The organism is Plantactinospora mayteni, from assembly GCF_016862935.1.
Lineage (GTDB): Bacteria > Actinomycetota > Actinomycetes > Mycobacteriales > Micromonosporaceae > Plantactinospora > Plantactinospora mayteni.
Genome location: NZ_BONX01000012.1, coordinates 143,520 through 165,777, shown reverse-complemented (window position 1 = coordinate 165,777; position 22,258 = coordinate 143,520). Strand labels below are relative to the sequence as shown.

Sequence of the window (22,258 nt, the reverse complement as noted above, 5' to 3'; positions counted from 1 at the left end):
ACGAGAATGACCGAGGTTCAGAACGATTCCGGCCAGGCCCCGGAGACCGCACCGGCGGCGGCGCCCGCAGCGGCACCGAGGGGCGGCACCGAAGTGTCCGAAGAGGTCATCGAGAAGATCGCCGGTACGGCGGCCCGCTCGGTGCCCGGCGTCGCCGATCTCGGTGGCGACGTCGCCCGGTTCTTCAACAGCGTGCTGGACAAGGTCGGCCTGGACGAGGTGGGCGACGCCGGGCGGGGCGTCTCGGCCGAGGTGAAGGGGACCAGCGCGACCATCAAGGTCGTACTGGTGATCGAGGCCGGTCACGTCGTGCAGGAGGTGACCGAGGCGGTCCGGGCGAAGGTGATCGAGGCGGTGGAGAAGTACGGCCTGACGGTCGCCGAGGTGAACGTCAAGGTGGACGACATCGAGCTGAACCCACCGGCGGCCACCGGAGCCTGACCGCGCGGTGGGCGGCGCCCGACCGCCGGCCGGCCCGGGCCGGTACCCGAGCACCGGATGGCGCGGGTCCGACCGCCGGATGGCGGAGCTTCGGCCGGTCCCCGCCGCAATCGCCGTGATCAGGGATCTTCCGCCCGGAATCGCACCGGCTCGGTGCCGGAAGATCCCCTGATCGCGGGCCACCCCGGCCTTGATCGCGGGCTACCTTAGCGATCGTTCAGGGTCCCCTCTACACTCGGGCTCAGTCGAGGAGCGCGAGGAGGCCCCCTGCGATGAACGCCGACGAGATCGCCGCCGGTAGAGCCCGCTGGCAGGCTCGGTACGACGCGGCACGCAAGCGGGAGGCGGACTTCACCACCCTCTCCGGGATGCCCGTCGATCCGGTCTACGGCCCGCCCGAGGGGAGCACCGATCCCCGGTTCGCCCGGATCGGCTGGCCGGGCGAATATCCGTACACCCGGGGGTTGTATCCGACCGGCTACCGGGGCCGGACCTGGACGATCCGGCAGTTCGCCGGCTTCGGCAACGCCCGGCAGACCAACGAGCGCTACCGGATGATCCTCGGCGCGGGCGGCGGCGGGCTCTCCGTCGCCTTCGACATGCCGACCCTGATGGGCCGGGACTCCGACGACCCGCAGGCGCTCGGCGAGGTCGGGCACTGCGGGGTCGCCGTCGACTCCGCCGCCGACATGGAGGTGCTCTTCGACGGCATCGACCTGGCCGCCGTCACCACCTCGATGACCATCTCCGGGCCGGCGGTGCCGGTCTTCTGCATGTATCTAGTCGCCGCCGAGCGGCAGGGCGCGGACATCTCCACACTGGACGGCACGCTCCAGACGGACATCTTCAAGGAGTACATCGCGCAGAAGGAGTGGCTCTTCGACCCCGAGCCGCACCTGCGGCTGATCGGCGACCTGATGGAGTACTGCGCCCGGGAGATCCCGCGCTACAAGCCGCTCTCGGTCTCCGGCTACCACATCCGGGAGGCCGGCTCGACCGCCGCACAGGAGTTGGCGTACACCCTGGCGGACGGGTTCGGCTATGTCGAGCTGGGGCTTTCCCGGGGACTCGACGTCAACGTCTTCGCGCCCGGGCTGAGCTTCTTCTTCGACTCGCACGTCGACTTCTTCGAGGAGATCGCCAAGTTCCGGGCCGCCCGGCGGATCTGGGCCCGCTGGCTGCGCGAGGTGTACGGCGCCACTGACGAGCGGGCCCTCTGGCTGCGCTTCCACACCCAGACCGCCGGGGTGTCGCTGACCGCGCAGCAGCCGGTCAACAACGTGGTGCGTACCGCCGTCGAGGCGCTGGCCGCGGTGTTCGGCGGCACCAACTCGCTGCACACCAACGCGCTGGACGAGACCCTCGCGCTGCCCACCGACTCGTCGGCGGAGATCGCGCTGCGTACCCAGCAGGTGCTGATGGAGGAGACCGGGGTCACCAACGTGGCCGACCCGCTCGGCGGCTCCTGGTATGTCGAGGCGCTGACCGACAAGATCGAGGCCGAGGCGGAGGCGATCTTCGACCGGATCCGGCAACTCGGCGGCGACGGCCCGCACCCGATCGGCCCGATGACCTCCGGCATCCTGCGCGGCATCGAGGACGGCTGGTTCACCGGCCAGATCGCCGAGTCGGCCTTCGTCTACCAGCAGGCGCTGGAGAAGGGCGACAAGAAGATCGTCGGCGTCAACTGCCACACCGGCACGGTCGCCAAGGAGCTGGAGATCCTGCGCGTATCGCACGAGGTGGAGTTGGAACAGCGGCGGGTGCTCGCCGACCGCAAGGCCGGCCGGGACGCAGCCGTGGTCACCGAGGCGTTGACCCGGATGGTCGAGGTTGCCCGTACCGGCGGGAACCTGATCCCGCCGATGCTGGCCGCCGTACGCGCCGAGGCCACCCTCGGGGAGATCTGCGACGCGCTCCGCGCCGAGTGGGGCGTCTACCGCGAGCCAGCCCGGTTCTGACCGTCGCGCACCCGGCCCGGACGGAAGCCGGCCGCGACGGAAGCCGGCCGCGACGGCACTCGGGCAGTCGGCCTGGACGGCAGTCGCACACCCGGCCTGGACGGCGGTCGCGCATCCGGGCCGGGTTGGCATTTGTCGGGCAGCGGCGGTTGGTCGGGGTTCGCGACGCCGCGTGCGAGACTAGGGAACCATGAGCGACCCACGGATCACCTCGTCGATCTTCACCCGCGGCGCGGTCGACCTCGGCGCGCTGCGCGCCGCACAGACACCCGCGAAGCCGGCGGCGGCAGCCACCCCGTCGGCCGGCCCCGGCGTCCCCGGCGGGACGCCGCCGGGCACACCTCCCGGGAGCGGGGGTGGAGTCGCGGTGATCGACGTCACCGAAGCCACGTTCCAGTCCGAGGTGCTGGAACGCTCCCTGACCACCCCAGTGGTGATCGACTTCTGGGCCGAGTGGTGCGAGCCCTGCAAGCAGCTCTCCCCGGTGCTGGAGCGGCTGGCCGTCGAGGGCGCCGGTGCGTGGATACTCGCCAAGGTCGACGTCGACGCCAACCCCCGGCTCGCGCAGATGTTCCGGGTGCAGAGCATCCCGATGGTCTACGCGGTGGTGGGCGGCCAGCCGGTCGACGCCTTCGCCGGGGTGGTGCCCGAGGCGCAGTTGCGGCAGTGGATCGGCGCCGTGCTCAAGGCCGGCGGGGTCTCGGTGGAGGCGCCGGAGGATCCTCGGCTCACCGAGGCCGACGAGGCGCTGATCAGCGGCGACCTGGACGCGGCCGAGCGGGCGTACAAGAAGATCCTCTCGGATGCTCCGGCGGACACGGCGGCCGAGGCCGGCCTGGCACACGTCGCGCTGGCCCGCCGGGTGAGCGGTGCGGACCCGGCGGCGGCGCTGGCCGCGGCCGAGGCGGCTCCGGCGGACGTACCGGCGCAGTTGCTCGCCGCCGACATCGAGGTGCTCAGCGGTCAGGCCGAGCAGGCGTACGCCCGGCTGGTCGAGCTGGTCCGTCGGACGGCCGGCGATGACCGGGAGGCCGCCCGGCAGCACCTGGTGTCCCTGTTCGCCATCGCCGGTCCGGACGATCCTGCGGTGGCCAGCGCCCGGAGGGCCCTTTCACGTGCGCTCTTCTAGACAATAGGCAGTACGAGCAGCGCGCGTGCCGGCCTGGCAGCCGCGATACCGGACGGGAGCACACTATGCGCCGGATCGCCGTCCTGGACGCCCCGTCCAACCTGGGCCTGCGTCCGCCGACCGCCACGTCGGTGCCGGGCTGTGCCAAGGCGCCGGGCGCGCTGCGTGACCACGACCTGATCGCCCGGCTCGCCGCCCGGGACGCCGGCTGTCTCACCCCGCCCCGGTACGACCCGGGCGACTGGCGTCCCGGGGACGGGGTGTGTCACGCCGGCGCGATCGCGCACTACTCGATGGAGCTGGCGGAGCGGATCGGCGGCATCATCGACCAGGGTGAGTTCCCGCTGGTGCTCGGCGGGGACTGCTCGATCCTGCTCGGCTCGGCGCTCGCCATGCACCGGCTCGGCGAGGCGGTCGGCGGCCGGGTCGGGCTGGTCTTCGTGGACGGCCACTCCGACTTCCGGCACCCGGGCAACGCCTCGTACGTCGGCGCGGCGGCGGGCGAGGATCTGGCCCTGGTCACCGGGCGGGGCCAGGCCGACCTGGCGGCGATCGAGGGGCGCCGGCCGTACTTCCGGGACATCGACGTGGTGGTGCTCGGCATCCGCGCCCACGACGAGTACCGGCTCGACCTCCAGGCGGCCGGCATCGTCACCCGGCCGGTGCCGGCACTGCGGGTCGAGGGGGCGGCCCGGACCGCCCAGTGGGCGCACGACCAGTTGACCGACTGCGCCGGCTACTGGGTGCACGTCGACGTCGACGTGCTCGACCCGGCGGTGATGCCGGCGGTGGACGCGCCGGACCCGGGTGGGATCGCCTTCGCCGAGCTGGAACTGCTGCTGGCCGGGCTGGTCGACACCCCGCACTGCCTGGGAGTGGAGATCACCGTCTTCGACCCGGACTACGACCCGGAGGGGCTCTACGCCGCCGAGATCGTCGACACGCTGGTCGCCGGCCTCGCCCCGGTGGCCGCGCCAGAGGCGGTCCCGCCCCGGCTGGCCCCGAGCCGGCCCACCGCTCCCGGGCGGAGCCCGGCCGTGCCGGGGCCGCGTACGGTCTCCCCCGTCATGCAGACGGCGCCGGCCCGGCAGTCGACGGTGCCGTCGATCGGGGCGGCGCCGGCAACCGCCCGGCGTGGAGTACCGGCGATCGAGTTTCCCGCCTTCTCCCGACCCTCCCCGGCCGCGACGGCGCTCGGCGCCGTACCGGCGGTACCGGAGTCGGCCGAGCCGGAGTCGGCCGAGCCTGCCGAGTCGCAGGTTGCCGAGTCTTCGGTTGCCGGCCCGCAGGTTGCCGAGTCGCGGGGTGCCGAGCAGGTTGCGGAGTCGTGGGGTGCCGAGTCGGTCGGTCCGCGTCCCGTCGAGTCAGCCGGTTCGCCGGACGCGAGGGCGGAGCGGGACGAGTTCGGCGCCGACCTCGACCCGGAGGATCGTACGGCGGACGGATCGGCCGCGAATCCCCTCCCGGGCGCCGGGTCGAACGGTGCCAATGGAGCCCGGTCCGAGGTACCCGATCTGTCCACCCGCTGGTCGGAGCCGGTCGGCCCACCCGCCTCGGCCGGTCCGGGACGGCTCCGCCGCAACCCGCCACCGCCGGCCGAGGAACCGGCCGCCGAGGCTCCGTCGAGCCCTGGCCCGGCCGGCGACGAGCCCGCGGCGCCGGGTGACACGCCGACCCGTGACCCCGCCCCGGGATCGGCGGCGGAGATCGCCTGAAGGCTCGCCGGGGACACGGGTGAGCCGGGGCTACCCGGAGTGCGTCAGGTCGACCGTCGAGGCCAACTCGGTGACCACGTCGAGCAGGTTTCGCAGCACCGGCTTCTGCACGTCCGGGTCCCACACCACGACGGTCTCCGCCCGCTCGCCGACGAGGGGCACGAACACCACCCCGGTACGCCGCAGACTCCGCGCCGAGCTGGCCAGCCGGGAGACACCGACCCCGGCGGCGACCAGGCCGAGCAGGTGGGGTACCCCGGTGGCCCGGGCCACGACGTCCGGTTCGAACCCGGCCCGGTGGAAGTCCCGGTCGTACTTGCGGTGCCAGGGTGGCCAGGAGGCGGGTGAGGTGAGCACCCACGGCTGGTCCGCGAGGTCGCGCAGGTGCAGTTCGGCCCGTTCGGCGAGCGGGTGCCCGCTGGGCAGGACCGCGCAGACGGGTTCGGTGACCAGGGTACGGGTGGCCAGGTCGTCCACCAGCGGTGGGCGGGTGAACGCGGCGTCGTACCGCCGCTGGCGGAGTCCGGTCACCAACTGGCCGATGCTGACGTCCTCGGTGCTCAGTTCGACCTCGGGAAAGCATTCCCGGAAGGCCCGGACGACCGGCGGCAGCATGTAGTTGGCGGTGGAGACCAGGAAGGCGAGGTTGAGCCGGCCGATCTCGCCGCGTGCCGCCCGCCCGACGGTGGCGACGGCCTCGTCGGCCCGGGCCAGCACGGCACGCGCCTCCGGCAGGAACAGTTGGCCGAGCTCGGTGAGCCGGGTGCCCCGGGTGTCGCGGTCGAGCAGCCGCGCCCCGAGCGCGCGTTCCAGGACGGCGACCTGCTGCGACAGCGACTGTTGGGCGACCCGCAGCGCGACCGCCGCCCGGGTGAAGCTCAGGTGTTCGGCGACCGCGACGAAGTACCGCAGGTGTCGCAGCTCGGGGGTCACAGTCCACGACTGTAACGGCCGCCGGGAATGTGTGTTGGCGGCACGGTCGCCGCGCTGGCCAGAGTGGGACCCGGGCGGTGGTCGGCACCGCCGGTCGGACGGACCAGGGAGGGTCAGCGGTGGCACGACAGGAACGGGTGTGGTTGATCACCGGTTGCTCGGCCGGGTTCGGCCGGCATCTCGCGCTGGCGGCGCTGGCCGCCGGAGACCGGGTGATGGCGACGGCCCGGGACGTCGGACAGCTCGCCGACCTCGTCGAGAGCGCACCGGACCGGGTCCGGACGGCCCGGCTCGACGTCACCGACCAGGCGTCGGTCGACAGTGCGGTGGCGGCGACCCTCGCCGCGTTCGGTCGGATCGACGTACTGGTGAACAACGCCGGGCACGGCTCCGTCGGCGCCGTCGAGGAACTGACCATGCCGGAGTTGCGCGCCCTGCTGGACGTGATGTTCTTCGGCGCGGTGGCGGTGACCAAGGCGGTACTGCCGCACCTGCGCGGGCAGGGCGCCGGGGCGATCGTGCAGATGAGTTCGATGGGTGGCCAGGTCACGATGCCCGGGTTCGGCGCGTACTGCGCGGCGAAGTTCGCCCTGGAGGGCCTCTCGGAGGCGCTGGCCGCCGAGGTGGCACCGTTCGGGGTACGGGTGCTGATCGTCGAGCCGGGCGCGTTCCGTACCGAGTTCGGCGGGCGGCGGATGCACCGCTCGGGCGTGATCGAGGCGTACCGGGTGTCGACCGGGATGACCAGGGCCGCCGTGGACGGGATGGACGGCACGCAGCCCGGCGACCCGGCGAAGGCCGCCCGGGCGGTCGTCGAGGTACTCGATGCGGCCGAGCCGCCGCTGCGGCTGGCGCTGGGGCACGACGCGGTGGAGAGCATCCGGGCCAGCCAGGACCGGCGTCGGGCCGATCTGGACGGCTGGGAGAAGCTGAGCCGGTCGACGGATCTCGAAAGCTCCGCCAGTTGACAGGGGCTGGCTATGCTGACTAGCTTCTAAGCTATGGAAGATAGCAAGCTGGCCTGCCCAGGGGAAGCTTGGCACGGGTCGCGCGGTGCCTAGGGTCGGACTCTCCGCGGCGGCCGTGGTCAGCGCGGCGATCGAGGTGATCGACGAGCAGGGCGTCGACGCCCTGACCCTGGCGGCCGTCGCCGCGCGCACCGGAGTCGCCCCGCCCTCGCTCTACAAGCATGTCGCCGGCCTTGCCGAACTGCGCACGCTGGTGGGGATTCGGGTGATCACCGAGATGACCGACCGGTCCGTGGCGGCCGTGCTCGGCCGCGGTGGCGACGAGGCGGTGGCGGTGCTGCTGCGCACCTACCGCGACTACGTCCGCGAGCATCCGGCCCGATATGCCGCGATGCCACCCGATCCGTTGCACGAGCCCGCCATGATCGAGGCCGGCACCCGGATGCTGCAGGTCTTCCTCGCCACGCTGCGCGAGTACGGGCTCACCGACTCGGCGGCGATCCACGCCACCCGGTGCGGCCGGGCCATCGCGCACGGATTCGCCTCGCTGGAGGCCGCCGGCGGCTTCGGGCTGTCGGAGGATCTGGACGAGACGTACGAGCGACTGATCGCGATGTACGTCGCCAGTCTGCCGCGCCGATGACTTTTGGCTGATCGCGCCCGGGTGACCGGGGCAGCGGAGCCGATCGGGTTCCGGTAATGTGCGCGGACGTTCGCCTTTCCTGAGAAAGTCCTGAAAGGAATAGACCATGTCCACAACCGCTGCCGGTCCGGCAGTCGGCCAGAAGTCCTGGCTCGTCGCGGTGCTGCTCTGCCTCTTCCTCGGCACCATCGGCGTGCACCGGTTCTACGTCGGCAAGATCGGCACCGGCATCCTGATGATCCTGACGTTCGGCGGATTCGGCATCTGGACGCTGATCGACCTCATCATGATCCTGGTCGGCAAGTTCGACGACAAGCAGGGCCAGGCGCTCGCCCGCTGAGGCGACTCGCACCGACGGCCGGGGCGGTCCGGGGGAAACCCCGTCGACCGCCCCGGCCGGCGCGTTTCACCGGCCCGCGCCCGGGCTCAGTCGAGGCTCAGTCGAGGCCGCGGAGGAACTTCTCGGCGATCGGCACGGCGGTGGCCGTACTCGATCCGCCCTTCTCGACGAAGACCGCGAACGCGACGTCCCCCTGCCAGCCCACGAACCAGGCGTGGGTGTGTGCCGGGTTGTCGTCGTACTCGGCGGTGCCGGTCTTGCCGTACACGGGATCGCCCGGCACGTCGGCCAGCGCGCTGCCGGTCCCCTTGGTGACCACCTCGCGCATCATCGTCCGGAGCGGCTCGACCGAGCCGGCCTTGAGCTGCGGGCCGGGCGGGGCGGGCTCACCCGGTGCCGGCTCCAGCACCAGCTTCGGCTGTTGCCACTGGCCACGGGCGACCCCGGCGGTCGCCGCCGCCATCGCCAGCGGACTGACCACGGTGGTGCCCTGGCCGAAGGCGGCGGCGGCCCGCTCGGCCGCCGAGCCGCCCGCCGACACCTTCCCGGTGAACGCGTCGACCCCGAACTTCCAGTCGGCCTCCAGACCCAGGCTCCGGCCGGCGTTGGCCAGCCCGTCCGGCCCCAGCTTCGGGGCCAGCGCGGCGAACGCGGTGTTGCAGGACTTCGCGAAGTCGGTCCGGAACGGCACCGTACCCAGCGCGAAGTTGTCGGAGTTCTTGAACGGACGCCCCTCGACGGTGAACGTCTTCGGGCAGCCGACCGGCCCGTCCAGGGTGACCGCCCCGGCGTCGAGCAGGCCGAGCGCGCTGACCATCTTGAAGGTCGAGCCCGGCGGGACCTGTGCGGTGAAGGCGAGGTTCTCGGCGCTGCCGGCGTTCGCGGCGGCGAGCACGGCGCCGTCGCTGATCCGTACCGCGACCAGGGCGGCACGCTGCCGGGACCCGCGTACGGCGTCGTCGGCGGCGTTCTGCGTCGGCACGTCGAGGGTGGTCTTCAGGGGTACTCCGGCCTGCGGCTCGCGCCGGAACACCTCGGTACCGGTCGGCGTGACCGTACCGTCCGGGCGCTTGCTGGCGATGATCACACTCAGTCCGACCCCGCCGCGCAACTGCTTGTCGTACCGGCCCTGGAGGCCGCCGTGGCCGACCAGGTCACCCTCCTCGAAGAGTCCCGGGTTGGCCGTCATGTCGTCGGCCTGCACGGGGTCGACCGAGCCGACGAGTGCCCGGGCGAAGTCCCGGGTCGGCGCGAGTTCCCGCTGCTCGTCGCGGAACTTCGTGCCGGGCAGGTCGTAGATGCGCGGCTTGATCTGGAGGTACGCCTCGCGGCGCAGTGTCACCACGTCGACGAAGGCGTCCGGTTTCGCCTCCCGCATCCGGCCCGGCAGGTCGGTCAGGTCGACCGGCGGGGTGATCGGCGGCCGGATCGCCTTGAACGCCGTGTCGAGCTGCTTCACCAGGCCGGGTACGTCGGTCACCTCGTTGGGCTGCACGCCGACGAGTACCACGGGTCGGGGCGCCACGACGGGCTGGCCGGCCCCGTCGGTCAGCGCCGCCCGCTTGGCGGGGAGCCGGCGTAGCACCAGCTCGTCACCGCTGGTCAGGCGCGGCTCGACGACCTTCGGTTCCCAGATCACCTGCCACTCGTCGTCCTCGCCACGCTTGAGGTGGATCTCCGACGGGTACGTCCAGTGCGTGTCACCGGGGAGTGTCCAGTCCACCCGTACCGTCGCGGTCGCGGTGTCTTCTGTGATCTTCGCCTCGCCCTCCCGGCGGAGCTTGGGTGGCGTCTTGGCCAGCTCGCCGGAGAGCTGTTTGAGCTGCTCGGCCACCTCCTCGGCCGGTACCCGCTCTCCCGCCGGGTTGCGGAAGCCGACCTTGTTGATGTCGCCGCCGAGCCAACCGGCCAGGAACGCGTCCACCGCCCGGTCGGGGCCGTCCGAGTCCGAGCAGCCGGCCAGGGCCCCGACGGCGAGCAGTAGGCCGGTCAGTGCGGCGGCCGTCCCCCGACGCGTCGTTTGCCGGAATAGGGGGCGTTGGGAGGGATTCGGGAAGCGCATGCCGCGGTTACCTTCCAGGTCGGCGCACCGCCGGAGGTCGCTCCGACGGCAGCCTGACGGTAGTACGCGGTGCCGAATCACGGCTGCCCCGGTGCTCTCCGCGAGCGCTGCATCACGCCCGCTTCCGGCCCGATTTGACGCGCTCCGCCGCTGGTCAGAGCATGTGTGGTCGCCCGGTGCGCGGTCCCGTCGCAGCTCCGGCGGGACGGATCGGGTGATGGCCGAGCGTGCGTGGGTACTCCGAGGCGGGCGTGTCGGGCGTCCGCAACGGATGAAAGGACAGACTCCAGATCCGACATCCGGCCGCCGGTCCACCGGCAGAGGGGCTTATCGGTAGGGCCTAGTCTGGGCGGGAGAGTGACCCACGGCGTGGTGGGTCGAGGGGAGTGGCACGATGGACCGGCGTCCGGCGATCACACCGGAACCCGTTCTCCGGCCGGCGAATGCCAGCCGAGACGACAGCTACGACGCGGCGGTCGACGACGACGGGGCGGGCTCTCGCCTCGCCTCCGGCGCGACCGGTGTGCCGGGGGCCAGCATCGACACCCTCTACGACCTCGGACTGCCCCCGGAGGCCCTCGCCGACGACGTCGAGGACGCGGATCTGGACGAGCCGGTACCGAACGCCGAGCGGCTGGTCGCCCAGGCGGTCGTGCTGGCCGGTGACGACCACGACGCCGCCACCCTGGTCGACCGGTTCTGGCGGTTCGCCCCGGACGAGGAGCTGATCGGTTTCACCGCGGCGGAGATGCTCGCCGCCGCCCAGGCGCACCGAGACCTCGCCCAGCAGCGTGTGCCGGGCGAGCTGAAGCTGCGGATCCACGAGCCGGACGAGGACCAGCAGCACACCGTGATCGAGATAGTCACGGACGACATGCCCTTTCTGGTGGACTCCATCACGGCGCTGCTGACCGGACACCACCTCGACGTGCACATGCTGGTCCACCCGCTGGTGGTCGTCCGCCGCGAGCCGCTCGGCCGGTTGACCGAGGTCGCCGCCGACGTCGAACCGGACGACGCGATCGACGGTGACATCGTCGAGAGTTGGATGCGGATCGAGATCGACCCCGTCCGGGGCGCCGCCGACCGGGACCGACTGCGCGCCGAGTTGCAGCGGGTGCTGACCGACGTACGCGAGGCGGTGGAGGACTGGCCCAAGATGCGGCAGCGCGCCCTCGCCCTCGCCGACGAACTGGCCGCCGCGCGGACCTCGGAGAACCGCCCACCCGTACCCGAGAAGGACATCACCGACTCGGTGGAGCTGCTCCGCTGGCTGGCGCACGAGCACTTCACCTTCCTCGGCTACCGGGAATACCGGCTGACCCAGACCGCGCAGGGGTCGGCGCTGGAGGCGGTGCTCGGCACCGGGCTGGGCATCCTGCGGCAGGACTCCACCACGCCCCGGGCGCTCTCCTCGATGACCCCCGAGGCGCACCAGAAGGTGACCGAGAAGCGCCTGCTCATCATCACCAAGGCCAACTCCCGGGCCACGGTGCACCGGTCGGCCTATCTGGACTACATCGGTTTCAAAATCTTCGACGAGCGCGGCGAGGTGGTGGGGGAGCGGCGCTTCCTCGGGCTGCTCGCCACGGCGGCGTACCGGACCAGCGTCCGGGAGTTGCCGGTGGTCCGGCGCAAGGTCGCCGAGGTGCTGGACCGGTCCGGGCTCAGCCCACGTAGCCACTCCGGCAAGGACCTGTTGCAGATCCTGGAGACCTATCCCCGGGACGAGCTGTTCCAGATCAAGACCGACGATCTCTACCACGCGGTCGTCGGGGTGCTCCGGATGGCGGGCCGCCGCCAGCTCCGGGTCTTCCTGCGCCGCGACGGGTACGGCCGGTTCATCTCCTGCCTGATCTACCTGCCCCGGGACCGGTTCACCACCCAGAACCGGCTGCGCATGCAGGAGATCCTGCTCCGCGAGCTGAACGGGATCGGCGTCGACTACACCACCCGGGTCACCGAGTCGATGCTGGCCCGGGTGCACTTCATCGTCCGGACCGATCCGGCCAGCCCGCCCGGCGAGGTGGACGCGGACCTGCTCGCCGAGGAACTCGCCGACGCCACCCGGCTCTGGGACGACGACTACCGGCTGGTGCTGGAGCGCAAGCTCGGCGACGAACAGGCCAAACGGCTCTTCACCCGGTACGCCGACGCCTTCCCGGAGGGCTACAAGGACGGGCACACCCCGTACGAGGCGATGAAGGACCTGGCCAAGCTGGAACTGCTGGAAGAGCCCGGCCAGCTCGAAATGCACATGTTCCGCAAGCAGCAGCCGGTCCGGCCGGGCGGCCCGGCCCCGGCCACCACCGTCGAGGACGTCCGGTTCAAGGTCTACCGGTACGGCGAGCCGATGGTGCTCTCCGCGGTGCTGCCGGTGCTGCACTCCCTCGGCGTACGGGTGGTCGACGAGCACCCGTACGAGGTGGACCGGATCGACGGCCGGATCTACCTCTACGACTTCGGCCTCGAACTGCCGGACGGCGCCCGGGAGCTGGCCGAGGTACGCCCGCACGTGGAGAACGCCTTCTCCGCCACCTGGCGCGGCGAGGCCGAGGTCGACGGCTTCAACGAGCTGGTGCTGCGCGGCGGGCTCACCTGGCGGCAGGTGGTCGTGCTGCGGGCGTACGCGAAATACCTGCGGCAGGCCGGCACGGTCTTCTCGCAGGACTACATGGAGTCCACCTTCATCGCGTACCCGCAGCTCGCCGCCTCGCTGGTGGAACTCTTCGAGACCCGGTTCTCCCCGACGCTCGGCTACTCGGCCGAGGAACGCAACCTGCGCGGCAAGGAACTGGTCACCTCGATCAACCAGCAGCTCGACGACGTGAGCAGTCTGGACCAGGACCGGATCCTGCGGTCCTACCTCACGCTGATCCAGGCGACCCTGCGGACCAGCTTCTACCAGCGGCGTACCGACGGGCGGCCGAAGGCGTACGTGGCGTTCAAGCTCGACCCGCAGATGGTGCCGGACCTGCCGGCGCCCCGGCCGAAGTACGAGATCTTCGTCTACTCGCCGCGCTTCGAGGGCGTACACCTGCGGTTCGGGCCGGTGGCCCGGGGCGGTATCCGCTGGTCGGACCGGCGGGAGGACTTCCGGACCGAGGTGCTCGGCCTGGTCAAGGCGCAGATGGTGAAGAACGCCGTGATCGTGCCGGTGGGCGCCAAGGGCGGCTTCGTGCTCAAGCAGAAGCCGGGCGACCGGGACGAGGCGGTCGCCTGCTACCAGGGCTTCATCTCGGCCATGCTGGACGTGACCGACAACCTGGTCGGCGGGCAGATCGTGCCGCCGGAGGACGTGGTCCGGCACGACGCCGACGACCCCTACCTGGTGGTCGCGGCCGACAAGGGTACGGCCAGCTTCTCCGACATCGCCAACGAGATCTCGGTCCGGAACAGCTTCTGGCTGGCCGACGCGTTCGCCTCCGGCGGCTCCGCCGGCTACGACCACAAGAAGATGGGGATCACCGCCCGGGGCGCCTGGGAGTCGGTGAAGCGGCACTTCCGGGACATGGGGATCGACACCCAGACCCAGGACTTCACGGTGGCCGGTGTCGGCGACATGTCCGGGGACGTCTTCGGCAACGGGATGCTGCTCTCCGAGCACATCAGGCTGGTGGCGGCCTTCGACCACCGGCACATCGTGCTGGACCCGGACCCCGACCCGGCCGCCTCCTATGTGGAGCGTCGTCGCCTCTTCGACCAGCCGCGCTCCTCCTGGTCCGACTACAACGCCGAGCTGATCTCGGAGGGCGGCGGGATCTATCCGCGTACCGCGAAGTCGATCCCGATCAGCCCGCAGGTCCGCGCGGTGCTCGACCTCGGCGACCGCGTCGAGTCGATGTCCCCGCCGGAGCTGATGAAGGCGATCCTCTCCGCCCCGGTCGACCTGTTCTGGAACGGCGGGATCGGCACCTACGTCAAGGCGTCGTCGGAGTCGAACGCCGAGGTCGGGGACAAGTCCAACGACGCCATCCGGGTGGACGGCAAGGACCTGCGCGCCCGGGTGGTCGGCGAGGGCGGCAACCTGGGCTTCACCCAGGTCGGCCGGATCGAGTACGCCCTGGCCGGCGGCCGGATCTTCACCGACTTCATCGACAACGCGGCCGGGGTGGACACCTCGGACCACGAGGTCAACATCAAGATCCTGCTCGGTGCGGCGGTGGCGGACGGCGAGCTGAGCGTGCCGGACCGGGACGCGCTGCTGGCCGAGATGACCGACGAGGTCGCCCAGCTCGTGCTCCGGGACAACTACGACCAGGCCCGGGCGATCGGCAACGCGCTGGCCCAGGCGGCCTCGTTGCTGCCGGTGCACCGCCGGATGATCTCCGACTTCGAGCGGGCCGGTCACCTCAACCGAGAGCTGGAGGCGCTGCCGCCGGACGAGGAGCTGGCGAACCGCACCGACACCGGGCTGACCGCGCCGGAGTTCGCGGTGCTGCTGGCGTACGTCAAGATCGTGCTGGAGCGGGAGATCCTGGCCGACCGGCTGCCGGACGAGGAGTGGACCTTCGAGGTGCTCTCCAACTACTTCCCGACCCCGCTGCGCGAGCGGTACGCCGACCGGATGCCGGAACACCGGCTGCACCGGGACATCGTCACCACCGTACTGGTCAACGAGGCGGTGAACCGGGGCGGCATCTCGTTCATCTACCGCGTGGTGGAGGAGACCGGCGCGACCCCGGCCGACGTGATCCGGGCGTACCTGGTGGTCCGCGAGGTGTTCGGGCTGCGCGAGATCTGGGCCGACGTCGAGGCGCTGGACAACAGGGTGCCGACCGAGGTGCAGACCGGCGTCTACCTGGACACCCGGCGGCTGCTCGACCGGGCCGTCCGGTGGCTGGTGACGAACCGCCGATCCCCGATCGACGTACCGGCCGAGACCGCCCGGCTGCGCGACGGGATCTCCCGGCTCCTGCCCGAACTGGGCAACCTGTTCTACGGCAGCGAGCGGGAGGCGCTGGAGGCGCACGTCGAGATGTGCGTCCGGCGCGGACTGCCCCGGGACCTGGCCGAGCGCGCCACCCGGCTGATGTACAGCTTCGGCCTGCTCGACGTGGTGGAGACGGCGAAGGCGGCCGGGCGGGACGTCGGCGAGGTGGCGGCGGTCTACTTCGTGCTCTCCGACCGGTTCCGGGTCGACTCGCTGCTGTCGAAGATCTCGCTGCTGCCCCGGGAGGACCGCTGGCAGACGCTGGCCCGGATGGCCCTGCGCTACGACCTCTACGCCGCGCTGGCCGCGCTCACCGCCGAGGTGCTCGACGGGACCTCGGCCGACCTGTCGCCGGACGAGCGGGTACAGGAGTGGGAGCGGTCGAACTCGATCTCGATCGGGCGTACCCGCAAGGCGATGGGGGAGTTCGACGAGTCCCGGGCCGACCTGGCCGCACTCTCCGTACTGCTGCGGCAGATCCGTACCCTGGTCCGGACCTCGGCAGCCGGCTGAGTAGCCGAGCCGGCCAACCGGCACCCGACCCGGCGGCGGCACCCCGACGACGGGTCGGCGCAGGCCGGTCCGGTACGCCGCCCAACCGGCGGGTCGGCGGACCGGCCGGAGTTGCCGGTCACGGGACCCGGGTCGCGGAGACGATCACGTTGTTGCGGTAGCTGCGTTTCTTGCGGTCGAAGGTGCCGCCGCAGGTCACCACCTGGAGCCGGGCGGTGTCTTCCGCCCCGTAGACCAGTTCGGACGGGAAAGACGTCTTCGGGTACGACTTCACCGCGTCCACCGCGAATCGGACGACCGTGCCGTCCTTCCGGGTGACCTCGATCCGGTCGCCCCGGTTGAGCGTGCCGAGCCGGAAGAAGACCGCCGGCCCCGTCACGGCCGAGTCGACGTGCCCGACCACGACCGCGTTGCCGAACTCGCCGGGGCTGGCCCCCACGTCGTACCAGCCGGCGAGGTGGGCCCGGTCGAGCGGTGGTACCTGCACGGTCCCGTCGTCGTTCACCCCGAGCGACATGATCTCGGCGTTCACCTTGATCTTCGGGATGGTGATCCTGACCGGTTCCGAGCGCGGCAGTGCCACCGGCCCGGACGGCTCACCGGCCCGGCTGTCCGGTTGGCGGGACGGGGTGACGGCGGCGCCGGACGGGGTGACCGGGACGCCGGACGCGGTGCCCGGGGTCGATGGCGACGACGGCAGCGGTTCCGGGGTCCGCCCGGGCCGCGGGCTCGCTTCGCCGGCCTCGGTCAGGGCGGGCTGCGGCGGCTGCGCCGGTGCCGGATTCAGGCCGGCGGTGAGCAGGGCGGTTCCGCTGATCGCGAGCAGGGCGACCAGGGCGACGCCGGCGGCACGCCACGGTTGCCCGTGCCGGCCGCCGGCGCGCCCGGTCGGCACGTCAGGCGGGTGAGCCATCGGTACGACGCCGGCGGATCATCAGGAAGCCACCGATCACAGCCGCTCCGAGCAGGCCCGCGCCGGCCGCGGTCCGACCGGCGTCGGTGCCGACGACACCGCCGTCACCACCGGGTACGGAGCCCTGGGGCGGCACCACGATCGTGCCCGTTCCGTTGCAGGCGCCCGTGGCCCGGTAGTTCCCGGGCTTGGTCTTTTCGGGCACGGTGGCCCAGGCCCAGTACTTGGCCGCCTCGCCGGACGCGGCCGGTTCGCCCTGGCCGTCGTCGGCCTGCGCGTCGTCCTCGTCCGGCTGCGTCCCCTCGGACGACGGCGGCTGCTCGCCGTTCCGGGGAAAGAGCGGCAGCTCACCCTCCGGCGGCAGCGGGGGCACTTCGCCGTTCGACGGGGCCGGCGCCGGGGCGCCGTCGTCGGGCCGCCCGCCGTTCCCGAGCGGGGCGTTGGGCACCAGTACGCCGTCCTCGGCCAGGAGCGCGAGCGAGATCTTGCCGGTGATCTTCGACTCGACCCATGCCTTCTCCACCGGGTGCTCGCACTCCAGAATGAGCTTGAACTTGTGTCCCGGCTTCACCCCCTTCGGCACGGTGGAGATGTGGCCCTTGTTCTCCGGCTTTTGCAGGGCGTCGTCCGCCAGGGCAGCCCCGGGCGCGCAGATCAGCAGGGACACGGCACCGAGGCCGGCGCCGGCCATCACCTTCCCCAGCAACTTCCTACTCATGACTCGTAGTCACTCCTTCCCCGTTGGTTTGCCCGGCGGCCAGCCGAGCCAGAACCGACGCTAGCTAGTTTGTGAGTGGATGTCGTGATTATGGTTGTTCCTTCCGAAAGCCCACTCCTGAGTGGTAGAGAGGCCCTCACGTCAGAGATGTCCGGATCGTCATGACCGAGACAGGTACGGGGGACAGCGGCGCACCGCTGTCCCCCGTAGGCCCGGTCCTGGCGGGCGAGTGCCGTCGCGGCTACCCGGCGAGCCGGGCGAACGCGATGACGTTGTCGGGATAGGAGCCGGTCTGCTCGTCGAAGTCCCCACCGCAGGTCACCAGGCGCAACCCCGGCTCCTCGGTCGGGCCGTAGACGAGTTCGGTGGGAAAGGCCGTCTTCGGGTACGACTTCACGCCGTCCACCACGAAGGTGGCCAGGCTGCCGTCCTTGCGGACCACCTCGATGCCGTCCCCGGGAAGCAGGGCCCCGAGCCGGAAGAAGACCGCCGGTCCGATCTCCTTCGAGTCGACGTGGCCGACGATCACCGAGTTGCCCGCCTCGCCCGGAGTCGGACCCGGTTGATACCAGCCGGCCAGGTCCGCCTTGACCAGTGGCGGTACCTCCACCATGCCGTCCGGGGTGAGCCCCAGCGGCATGATGGTCGCGTCCACACCGATCCTCGGAATCATGATCTTGACTGGTTCCGATCTGGCCAGTACCGGAGAGGCGCCGGTCCCGCTCTCCGGCGCCGCCGTGGACGACGGCGCGGTACCTTCCAGGTCCGTTCCGGTCGCCGGGTCCGGGTAGTTCGGCGCGGCACCGGCGCTCGGCTGTGGTGCCCGGGTCGGTTCCGGCGCGTTGAGTGCGGCCCCGATCAGGCCGGCGCCGACCAGGGCGAGCAGGGCGACGAGGACAGGGCCGGCGACTCGCCACGGTTGCCTGTGGCGGCCGCCGGCACTGCTCGCCGTCGTGTCAGGCGGCTGACTCATCGGTACGCCGCTGCCGCATCAGCACCAGTCCGCCGAGCCCGGCCATCCCGAGCATCCCGACCCCGGCGACCCCGAGGTTGTCGCTGCTGCCACCGGTCGCCCCGCCGTCACCGCCGTCGACCCAGCCCTTCGGCATGATGATCAGCTCACCCTCGCCGCAGGAGCCCTTGAGCTCGTACGATCCCGGCTTGGCGTCCCACGGGATGGTGACGCTGCTCCAGTACTCGAAGCCGGCCTTCTTGTCCGTCCAGCCGTCCTTGCCTTCCTCGGCCTTCTTCTCCGCGTCCCAGCCGCCCTTGCTCTCTTCGGCCTTCTCCCAGCCGCGCTCGGCGTCCTCGGCCTTCTCCTCGACCCAGCCGTGCTCGCCTTCGTCGGCCTTCTTGTCGCCGTTCTCCCAGCCGCGCTCGTGCTCTTCGGCCTTCTTGCCTTCCTCGGGCCGCTTGCCTTCTTCGGCCTTCTCGCCTTCTTCGGCCTTCTTGTCGCCGTTCTCCCAGCCGCCCTTGTGCTCTTCGGCCTTCTTGTCGTCCTCGTGCTTCTTGCCGTCTTCCCAGCCGTCCTTGTTCTCTTCCCAGCCGCCCTTGCTCTGCTCGGCCTTCTCCCAGCCGTGCTTCGGCTCCTCGGCCTTCTTGCTCTCCTCCCAGCCGTGCCCGCCGTCGTCCAGCATCGTCCCGCCGGTGCCGCCCGGTGCCGTTTGGCCACTCGGCGGCTGGTAGCCCTCGGCGGGCAGTTGGGGCTGGCCACCCATCGAGGGGGAGGGTGCCGGTACCGAGTCGGCCGACGGCCCGGGTGCCAGCGGTGCTTCCTCGCCGATCGACGGAGCGGATTCGGTACGGGGCGCCCCGTTCTCCGCCGGGGCCGACTCGTCCTTCTTCTCCTTGTAGCGGCGGTACTCCTGGTACTCCTGGTACTCCTTGTACTTCAGGAAGTCCTGGTACTCGCCCTCCTTCTTGTACTCCTCCCCGCCCTGGTACTCCTCGCCGCCGCTCTCGTGGCCGGCGGAGTCCTCGGACTTCTCGGCGTACCCGCCGCCCTCCTCGTGCTTCTTGCCGTCTTCCCAGCCGCCCTTGCTCTCCTCGGGCTTCTTGCCTTCTTCGGCCTTCTTGTCGTCTTCGTGCTTCTTGCCGTCTTCCCAGTCGCCCTTGTGCTCTTCAGGCTTCTTGCCTTCTTCGGCCTTCTTGTCGCCGTTCTCCCAGCCGCCCTTGCTCTCCTCGGGCTTCTTGCCTTCTTCGGCCTTCTTGTCGTCCTCGTGCTTCTTGCCGTCTTCCCGGCCGTCCTTGTGCTCTTCGGCCTTCTTGCCGTCTTCCCAGCCGCCCTTGTGCTCTTCGGCCTTCTTGTCGTCCTTGTGCTCCTTGGGGGCCAGGTCCACCTTTCCGGTGACCTTCGACCACAACCACGCGTGCTCCTGCGCCTCGGGGCAGACCTCGATGAGTCCGATCTTGTCTCCGGGCTTCGCCGCGTGCGGCTTCGCGAAGGCCCGGCCCGAGCTGTTCTTTTTGTACCCCTCTGGGTGGTAGCCGCCGTCCGCGAGGGCGGCCGAGGGGGAGAAAACGAGTAGAGAAGCGCCGCCGAGGGCGGCTCCTGCGATCACCTTGCCGAGGAACTTCTTGGACATGACTTTCGTCATCCTTCCCTCTTGCCTCAGCCCGTCGGGAGACGAGCCATGACCGAGATTAGCGAATTTGTGAGCTTTCATCGGATTTTCTCGCCATTTCCCCGAACGGGTGGAGAAGGCGTATGGAGGCGCTGCCTGGGGACCTCTGGCGGGTACCTGACGGCTCGGACCCGGCTGCGTCGGCTCGGCGGCACAGGGCGGATTCCGCTTCCTGCTCCCCGCTCGACGCCGAACGGGTGCCGAGCGGCCGGTTGGGCCGTGATCGGGCCCAACCGGGCGATCGGGCGGGCTCGTCCCGTTCGTACCGTGAGCAGGGAATCGTCATCCGTCACTGTCGAGGTGTTGTGGTGGAAGCGCTCCCATGCAAGAATTCATCCACTGTGCTGGGGGAGCCACACCGCGCAGCAGACGCCGAGGGCAGCCGGTTCACCGGACGGCGTCACCACGGCCGCCGACCGCGGCCGGCACCACCACCAGTTGCGCCCGTCCGGGTCGGGCATACCGCAGTCCCCCATGGCGTCCACGGACTCACCCACCTTGACGCGACGTCCGTGTGACCGCCGCGCCGGTTTCCGCCTGGCGTGACCGGCTGGCCCAAGGAGATCAGTGGCATGAATTTACGGAGTAGATTGTCCGTCCGGCAGAAAGCCGTCGCGGTGGCCGGTGCGAGCGCTTTGGTCGCCGCCGGTCTGGTCACCATCCCGGCGTCGGTGGCGCAGGCGGCCCCCGGGTGCAGCGTCACCTACAGTGCCAACCAGTGGCAGGGTGGGTTCACCGCGAACATCACCATCCGGAACGTCGGTGACGCGATCAACGGCTGGACCCTCCGCTTCAACTTCGCGGACAGCGGCCAGCGGGTGTCGCAGGGCTGGTCGGCCAACTGGACCCAGTCCGGCACCCAGGTGACCGCGACGAACATGTCGTACAACGGCAGCCTCGCCACCGGCGCCTCCACCGGCATCGGATTCAACGGTTCCTGGAGCAGCAGCAACCCGGCGCCGACGTCCTTCAGCATCAACGGGACGACCTGCAACGGCACCGCGCCGACCACCCCGCCCACCGGCAACCCGACCACCCCGCCGACCGGCAACCCCACCACCCCGCCGACGGGCAACCCCGGTACCCGGGTGGACAACCCGTACGCGGGCGCCCGGGGTTACGTGAACCCGGAGTGGAAGGCCAAGGCGGAGAGCGTCTCCGGCGGCAACCGGATCTCCAACAACCCGACCGGTGTCTGGCTCGACCGGATCGCCGCGATCACCGGCACCCCGGACAGCAGCTCGAACGGCCCGATGGGCCTGCGGGACCACCTGGACGAGGCGCTGGCGCAGGGTGCCGGCTACATCCAGATCGTCATCTACAACCTGCCCGGCCGGGACTGCGCGGCGCTGGCCTCGAACGGTGAGCTCAGCGCGACCGACCTGCCCAGGTACAAGACGGCGTACATCGACCCGATCGCGGCGATCATGGCGGACCCGGCGTACCGGAGCCTGCGGATCATCACGATCATCGAGATCGACTCGCTGCCGAACCTGGTCACCAACGTGGCGCCGCGGGAGACCGCGACGGCGCAGTGCGACACCATGAAGGCGAACGGCAACTACGTCAAGGGTGTCGGCTACGCCCTGGCCAAGCTCGGTGCGGTCCCGAACGTCTACAACTACATCGACGCCGGCCACCACGGCTGGATCGGGTGGGACGACAACTTCAACGCCTCCGCGCAGATCTTCGCCGAGGCCGCCCGCGCCGAGGGCAGCACCCAGGCCAACGTGCACGGCTTCATCGCCAACACCGCCAACTACTCGGCCACGATCGAGCCCTACCTGAACGTGACCGAGCAGAACCGGCTCTCGACCTGGATCGACTACAACCGGTACGTGGACGAGCAGCGGTTCGCCCAGGCACTCCGGACGCAACTCGTCAGCCAGGGCTTCAGCTCCAGCATCGGCATGCTGATCGACACCTCGCGTAACGGTTGGGGCGGCTCGGCCCGGCCCACCGGCCCGGTCACCTCGGGCGACATCAACCAGCAGGTCAACGGCTCCCGCATCGACCGCCGGATCCACCTCGGCAACTGGTGCAACCAGAGCGGTGCCGGCCTGGGCGAGCGCCCGCGGGCCAACCCGGCCAGCGGGATCGACGCGTACGTCTGGATCAAGCCCCCGGGCGAGTCGGACGGCTCCAGCACCCAGATCGACAACGACGAGGGCAAGGGCTTCGACCGGATGTGCGACCCGACCTACACCGGTAACCCGCGTAACCAGAACAACATGAGCGGCGCGCTCTCCGGTGCCCCGATCTCGGGTGCCTGGTTCCCGGCGCAGCTCAGCCAGCTGATGCAGAACGCCTACCCGGCGCTCTGATCCGCTGATCCGACTGGGGTAACGAACACCAAGGCGGTCCC

The 22,258-nt window shown here is 71.0% G+C and carries 14 protein-coding genes and 1 pseudogene; 9 read left to right on the top strand and 6 right to left on the bottom strand.

Features of this window, described 5'->3' with window-relative positions; all coding sequences use genetic code 11:
• Nucleotides 1-6 precede the first annotated feature (6 nt).
• The 4 genes and pseudogenes from Pma05_RS11785 to Pma05_RS42505 form a co-directional block, all read left to right on the top strand.
• On the top strand, nucleotides 7-441 hold the full coding sequence (locus Pma05_RS11785) for an Asp23/Gls24 family envelope stress response protein (protein ID WP_203857389.1): 435 nt from the start codon (nucleotides 7-9) through the stop codon (nucleotides 439-441).
• A gap of 272 nt (nucleotides 442-713) precedes the next feature.
• Nucleotides 714-2,402, top strand: a complete 1,689-nt coding sequence (gene icmA, locus Pma05_RS11780; protein WP_203857388.1) for a coenzyme B12-dependent isobutyryl-CoA mutase large subunit — start codon at nucleotides 714-716, stop codon at nucleotides 2,400-2,402.
• Nucleotides 2,403-2,592: 190 nt separating this feature from the next.
• Entirely contained in the window at nucleotides 2,593-3,531 is a 939-nt protein-coding gene (locus tag Pma05_RS11775; RefSeq protein WP_203857387.1) for a tetratricopeptide repeat protein, read from the top strand.
• A gap of 65 nt (nucleotides 3,532-3,596) precedes the next feature.
• Nucleotides 3,597-4,560, top strand: a pseudogene (locus Pma05_RS42505) (arginase family protein); the annotation flags it as partial.
• A 716-nt stretch (nucleotides 4,561-5,276) separates the two neighbouring features.
• On the opposite strand, the gene Pma05_RS11765 reads toward Pma05_RS42505, so the two are convergent.
• Nucleotides 5,277-6,179 carry a LysR family transcriptional regulator gene (locus Pma05_RS11765; RefSeq protein ID WP_203857385.1) on the bottom strand — a complete coding sequence of 301 codons (903 nt, stop codon included), beginning with the start codon at nucleotides 6,177-6,179 and terminating at the stop codon, nucleotides 5,277-5,279.
• Nucleotides 6,180-6,298: 119 nt separating this feature from the next.
• On the opposite strand from Pma05_RS11765, the gene Pma05_RS11760 reads away from it, so the two are divergent.
• From Pma05_RS11760 to Pma05_RS11750, 3 genes are all read left to right on the top strand, one after another.
• Nucleotides 6,299-7,147: an oxidoreductase gene (locus Pma05_RS11760; protein ID WP_203857384.1), complete on the top strand. Its 849-nt coding sequence runs from the start codon at nucleotides 6,299-6,301 to the stop codon at nucleotides 7,145-7,147.
• Between the two features lie 85 nt (nucleotides 7,148-7,232).
• Nucleotides 7,233-7,790: a TetR/AcrR family transcriptional regulator gene (locus Pma05_RS11755; RefSeq protein ID WP_203857383.1), complete on the top strand. Its 558-nt coding sequence runs from the start codon at nucleotides 7,233-7,235 to the stop codon at nucleotides 7,788-7,790.
• Between the two features lie 106 nt (nucleotides 7,791-7,896).
• Nucleotides 7,897-8,130 carry a TM2 domain-containing protein gene (locus tag Pma05_RS11750; protein ID WP_203857382.1) on the top strand — a complete coding sequence of 78 codons (234 nt, stop codon included), beginning with the start codon at nucleotides 7,897-7,899 and terminating at the stop codon, nucleotides 8,128-8,130.
• A 97-nt stretch (nucleotides 8,131-8,227) separates the two neighbouring features.
• Here Pma05_RS11750 and Pma05_RS11745 read toward each other — a convergent pair whose 3' ends face one another.
• A complete protein-coding gene (locus Pma05_RS11745; RefSeq protein WP_203857381.1) occupies nucleotides 8,228-10,192 on the bottom strand; it encodes a penicillin-binding transpeptidase domain-containing protein in 1,965 nt (654 codons plus the stop codon).
• Between the two features lie 394 nt (nucleotides 10,193-10,586).
• Between Pma05_RS11745 and Pma05_RS11740 the strand changes: the two genes are divergently transcribed.
• Nucleotides 10,587-15,638: an NAD-glutamate dehydrogenase gene (locus Pma05_RS11740; RefSeq protein WP_203857380.1), complete on the top strand. Its 5,052-nt coding sequence runs from the start codon at nucleotides 10,587-10,589 to the stop codon at nucleotides 15,636-15,638.
• Between the two features lie 118 nt (nucleotides 15,639-15,756).
• Here Pma05_RS11740 and Pma05_RS11735 read toward each other — a convergent pair whose 3' ends face one another.
• From Pma05_RS11735 to Pma05_RS11720, 4 genes are all read right to left on the bottom strand, one after another.
• The gene (locus Pma05_RS11735) at nucleotides 15,757-16,551 is read right to left on the bottom strand and encodes a class F sortase (protein ID WP_372441455.1); all 795 of its coding nucleotides are present in this window, start codon (nucleotides 16,549-16,551) and stop codon (nucleotides 15,757-15,759) included.
• Nucleotides 16,535-17,269, bottom strand: a complete 735-nt coding sequence (locus Pma05_RS11730) for a hypothetical protein (RefSeq protein ID WP_203857379.1) — start codon at nucleotides 17,267-17,269, stop codon at nucleotides 16,535-16,537. The genes Pma05_RS11735 and Pma05_RS11730 overlap by 17 nt, the downstream gene beginning before the upstream one ends.
• 241 nt (nucleotides 17,270-17,510) lie before the next feature.
• Entirely contained in the window at nucleotides 17,511-18,242 is a 732-nt protein-coding gene (locus tag Pma05_RS11725) for a class F sortase (protein ID WP_203857378.1), read from the bottom strand.
• Nucleotides 18,226-19,854, bottom strand: a complete 1,629-nt coding sequence (locus tag Pma05_RS11720; RefSeq protein WP_203857377.1) for a hypothetical protein — start codon at nucleotides 19,852-19,854, stop codon at nucleotides 18,226-18,228. The genes Pma05_RS11725 and Pma05_RS11720 overlap by 17 nt, the downstream gene beginning before the upstream one ends.
• Before the next feature lie 611 nt (nucleotides 19,855-20,465).
• Between Pma05_RS11720 and Pma05_RS11715 the strand changes: the two genes are divergently transcribed.
• Nucleotides 20,466-22,217, top strand: a complete 1,752-nt coding sequence (locus tag Pma05_RS11715; RefSeq protein ID WP_203857376.1) for a glycoside hydrolase family 6 protein — start codon at nucleotides 20,466-20,468, stop codon at nucleotides 22,215-22,217.
• Nucleotides 22,218-22,258: the final 41 nt, after the last annotated feature.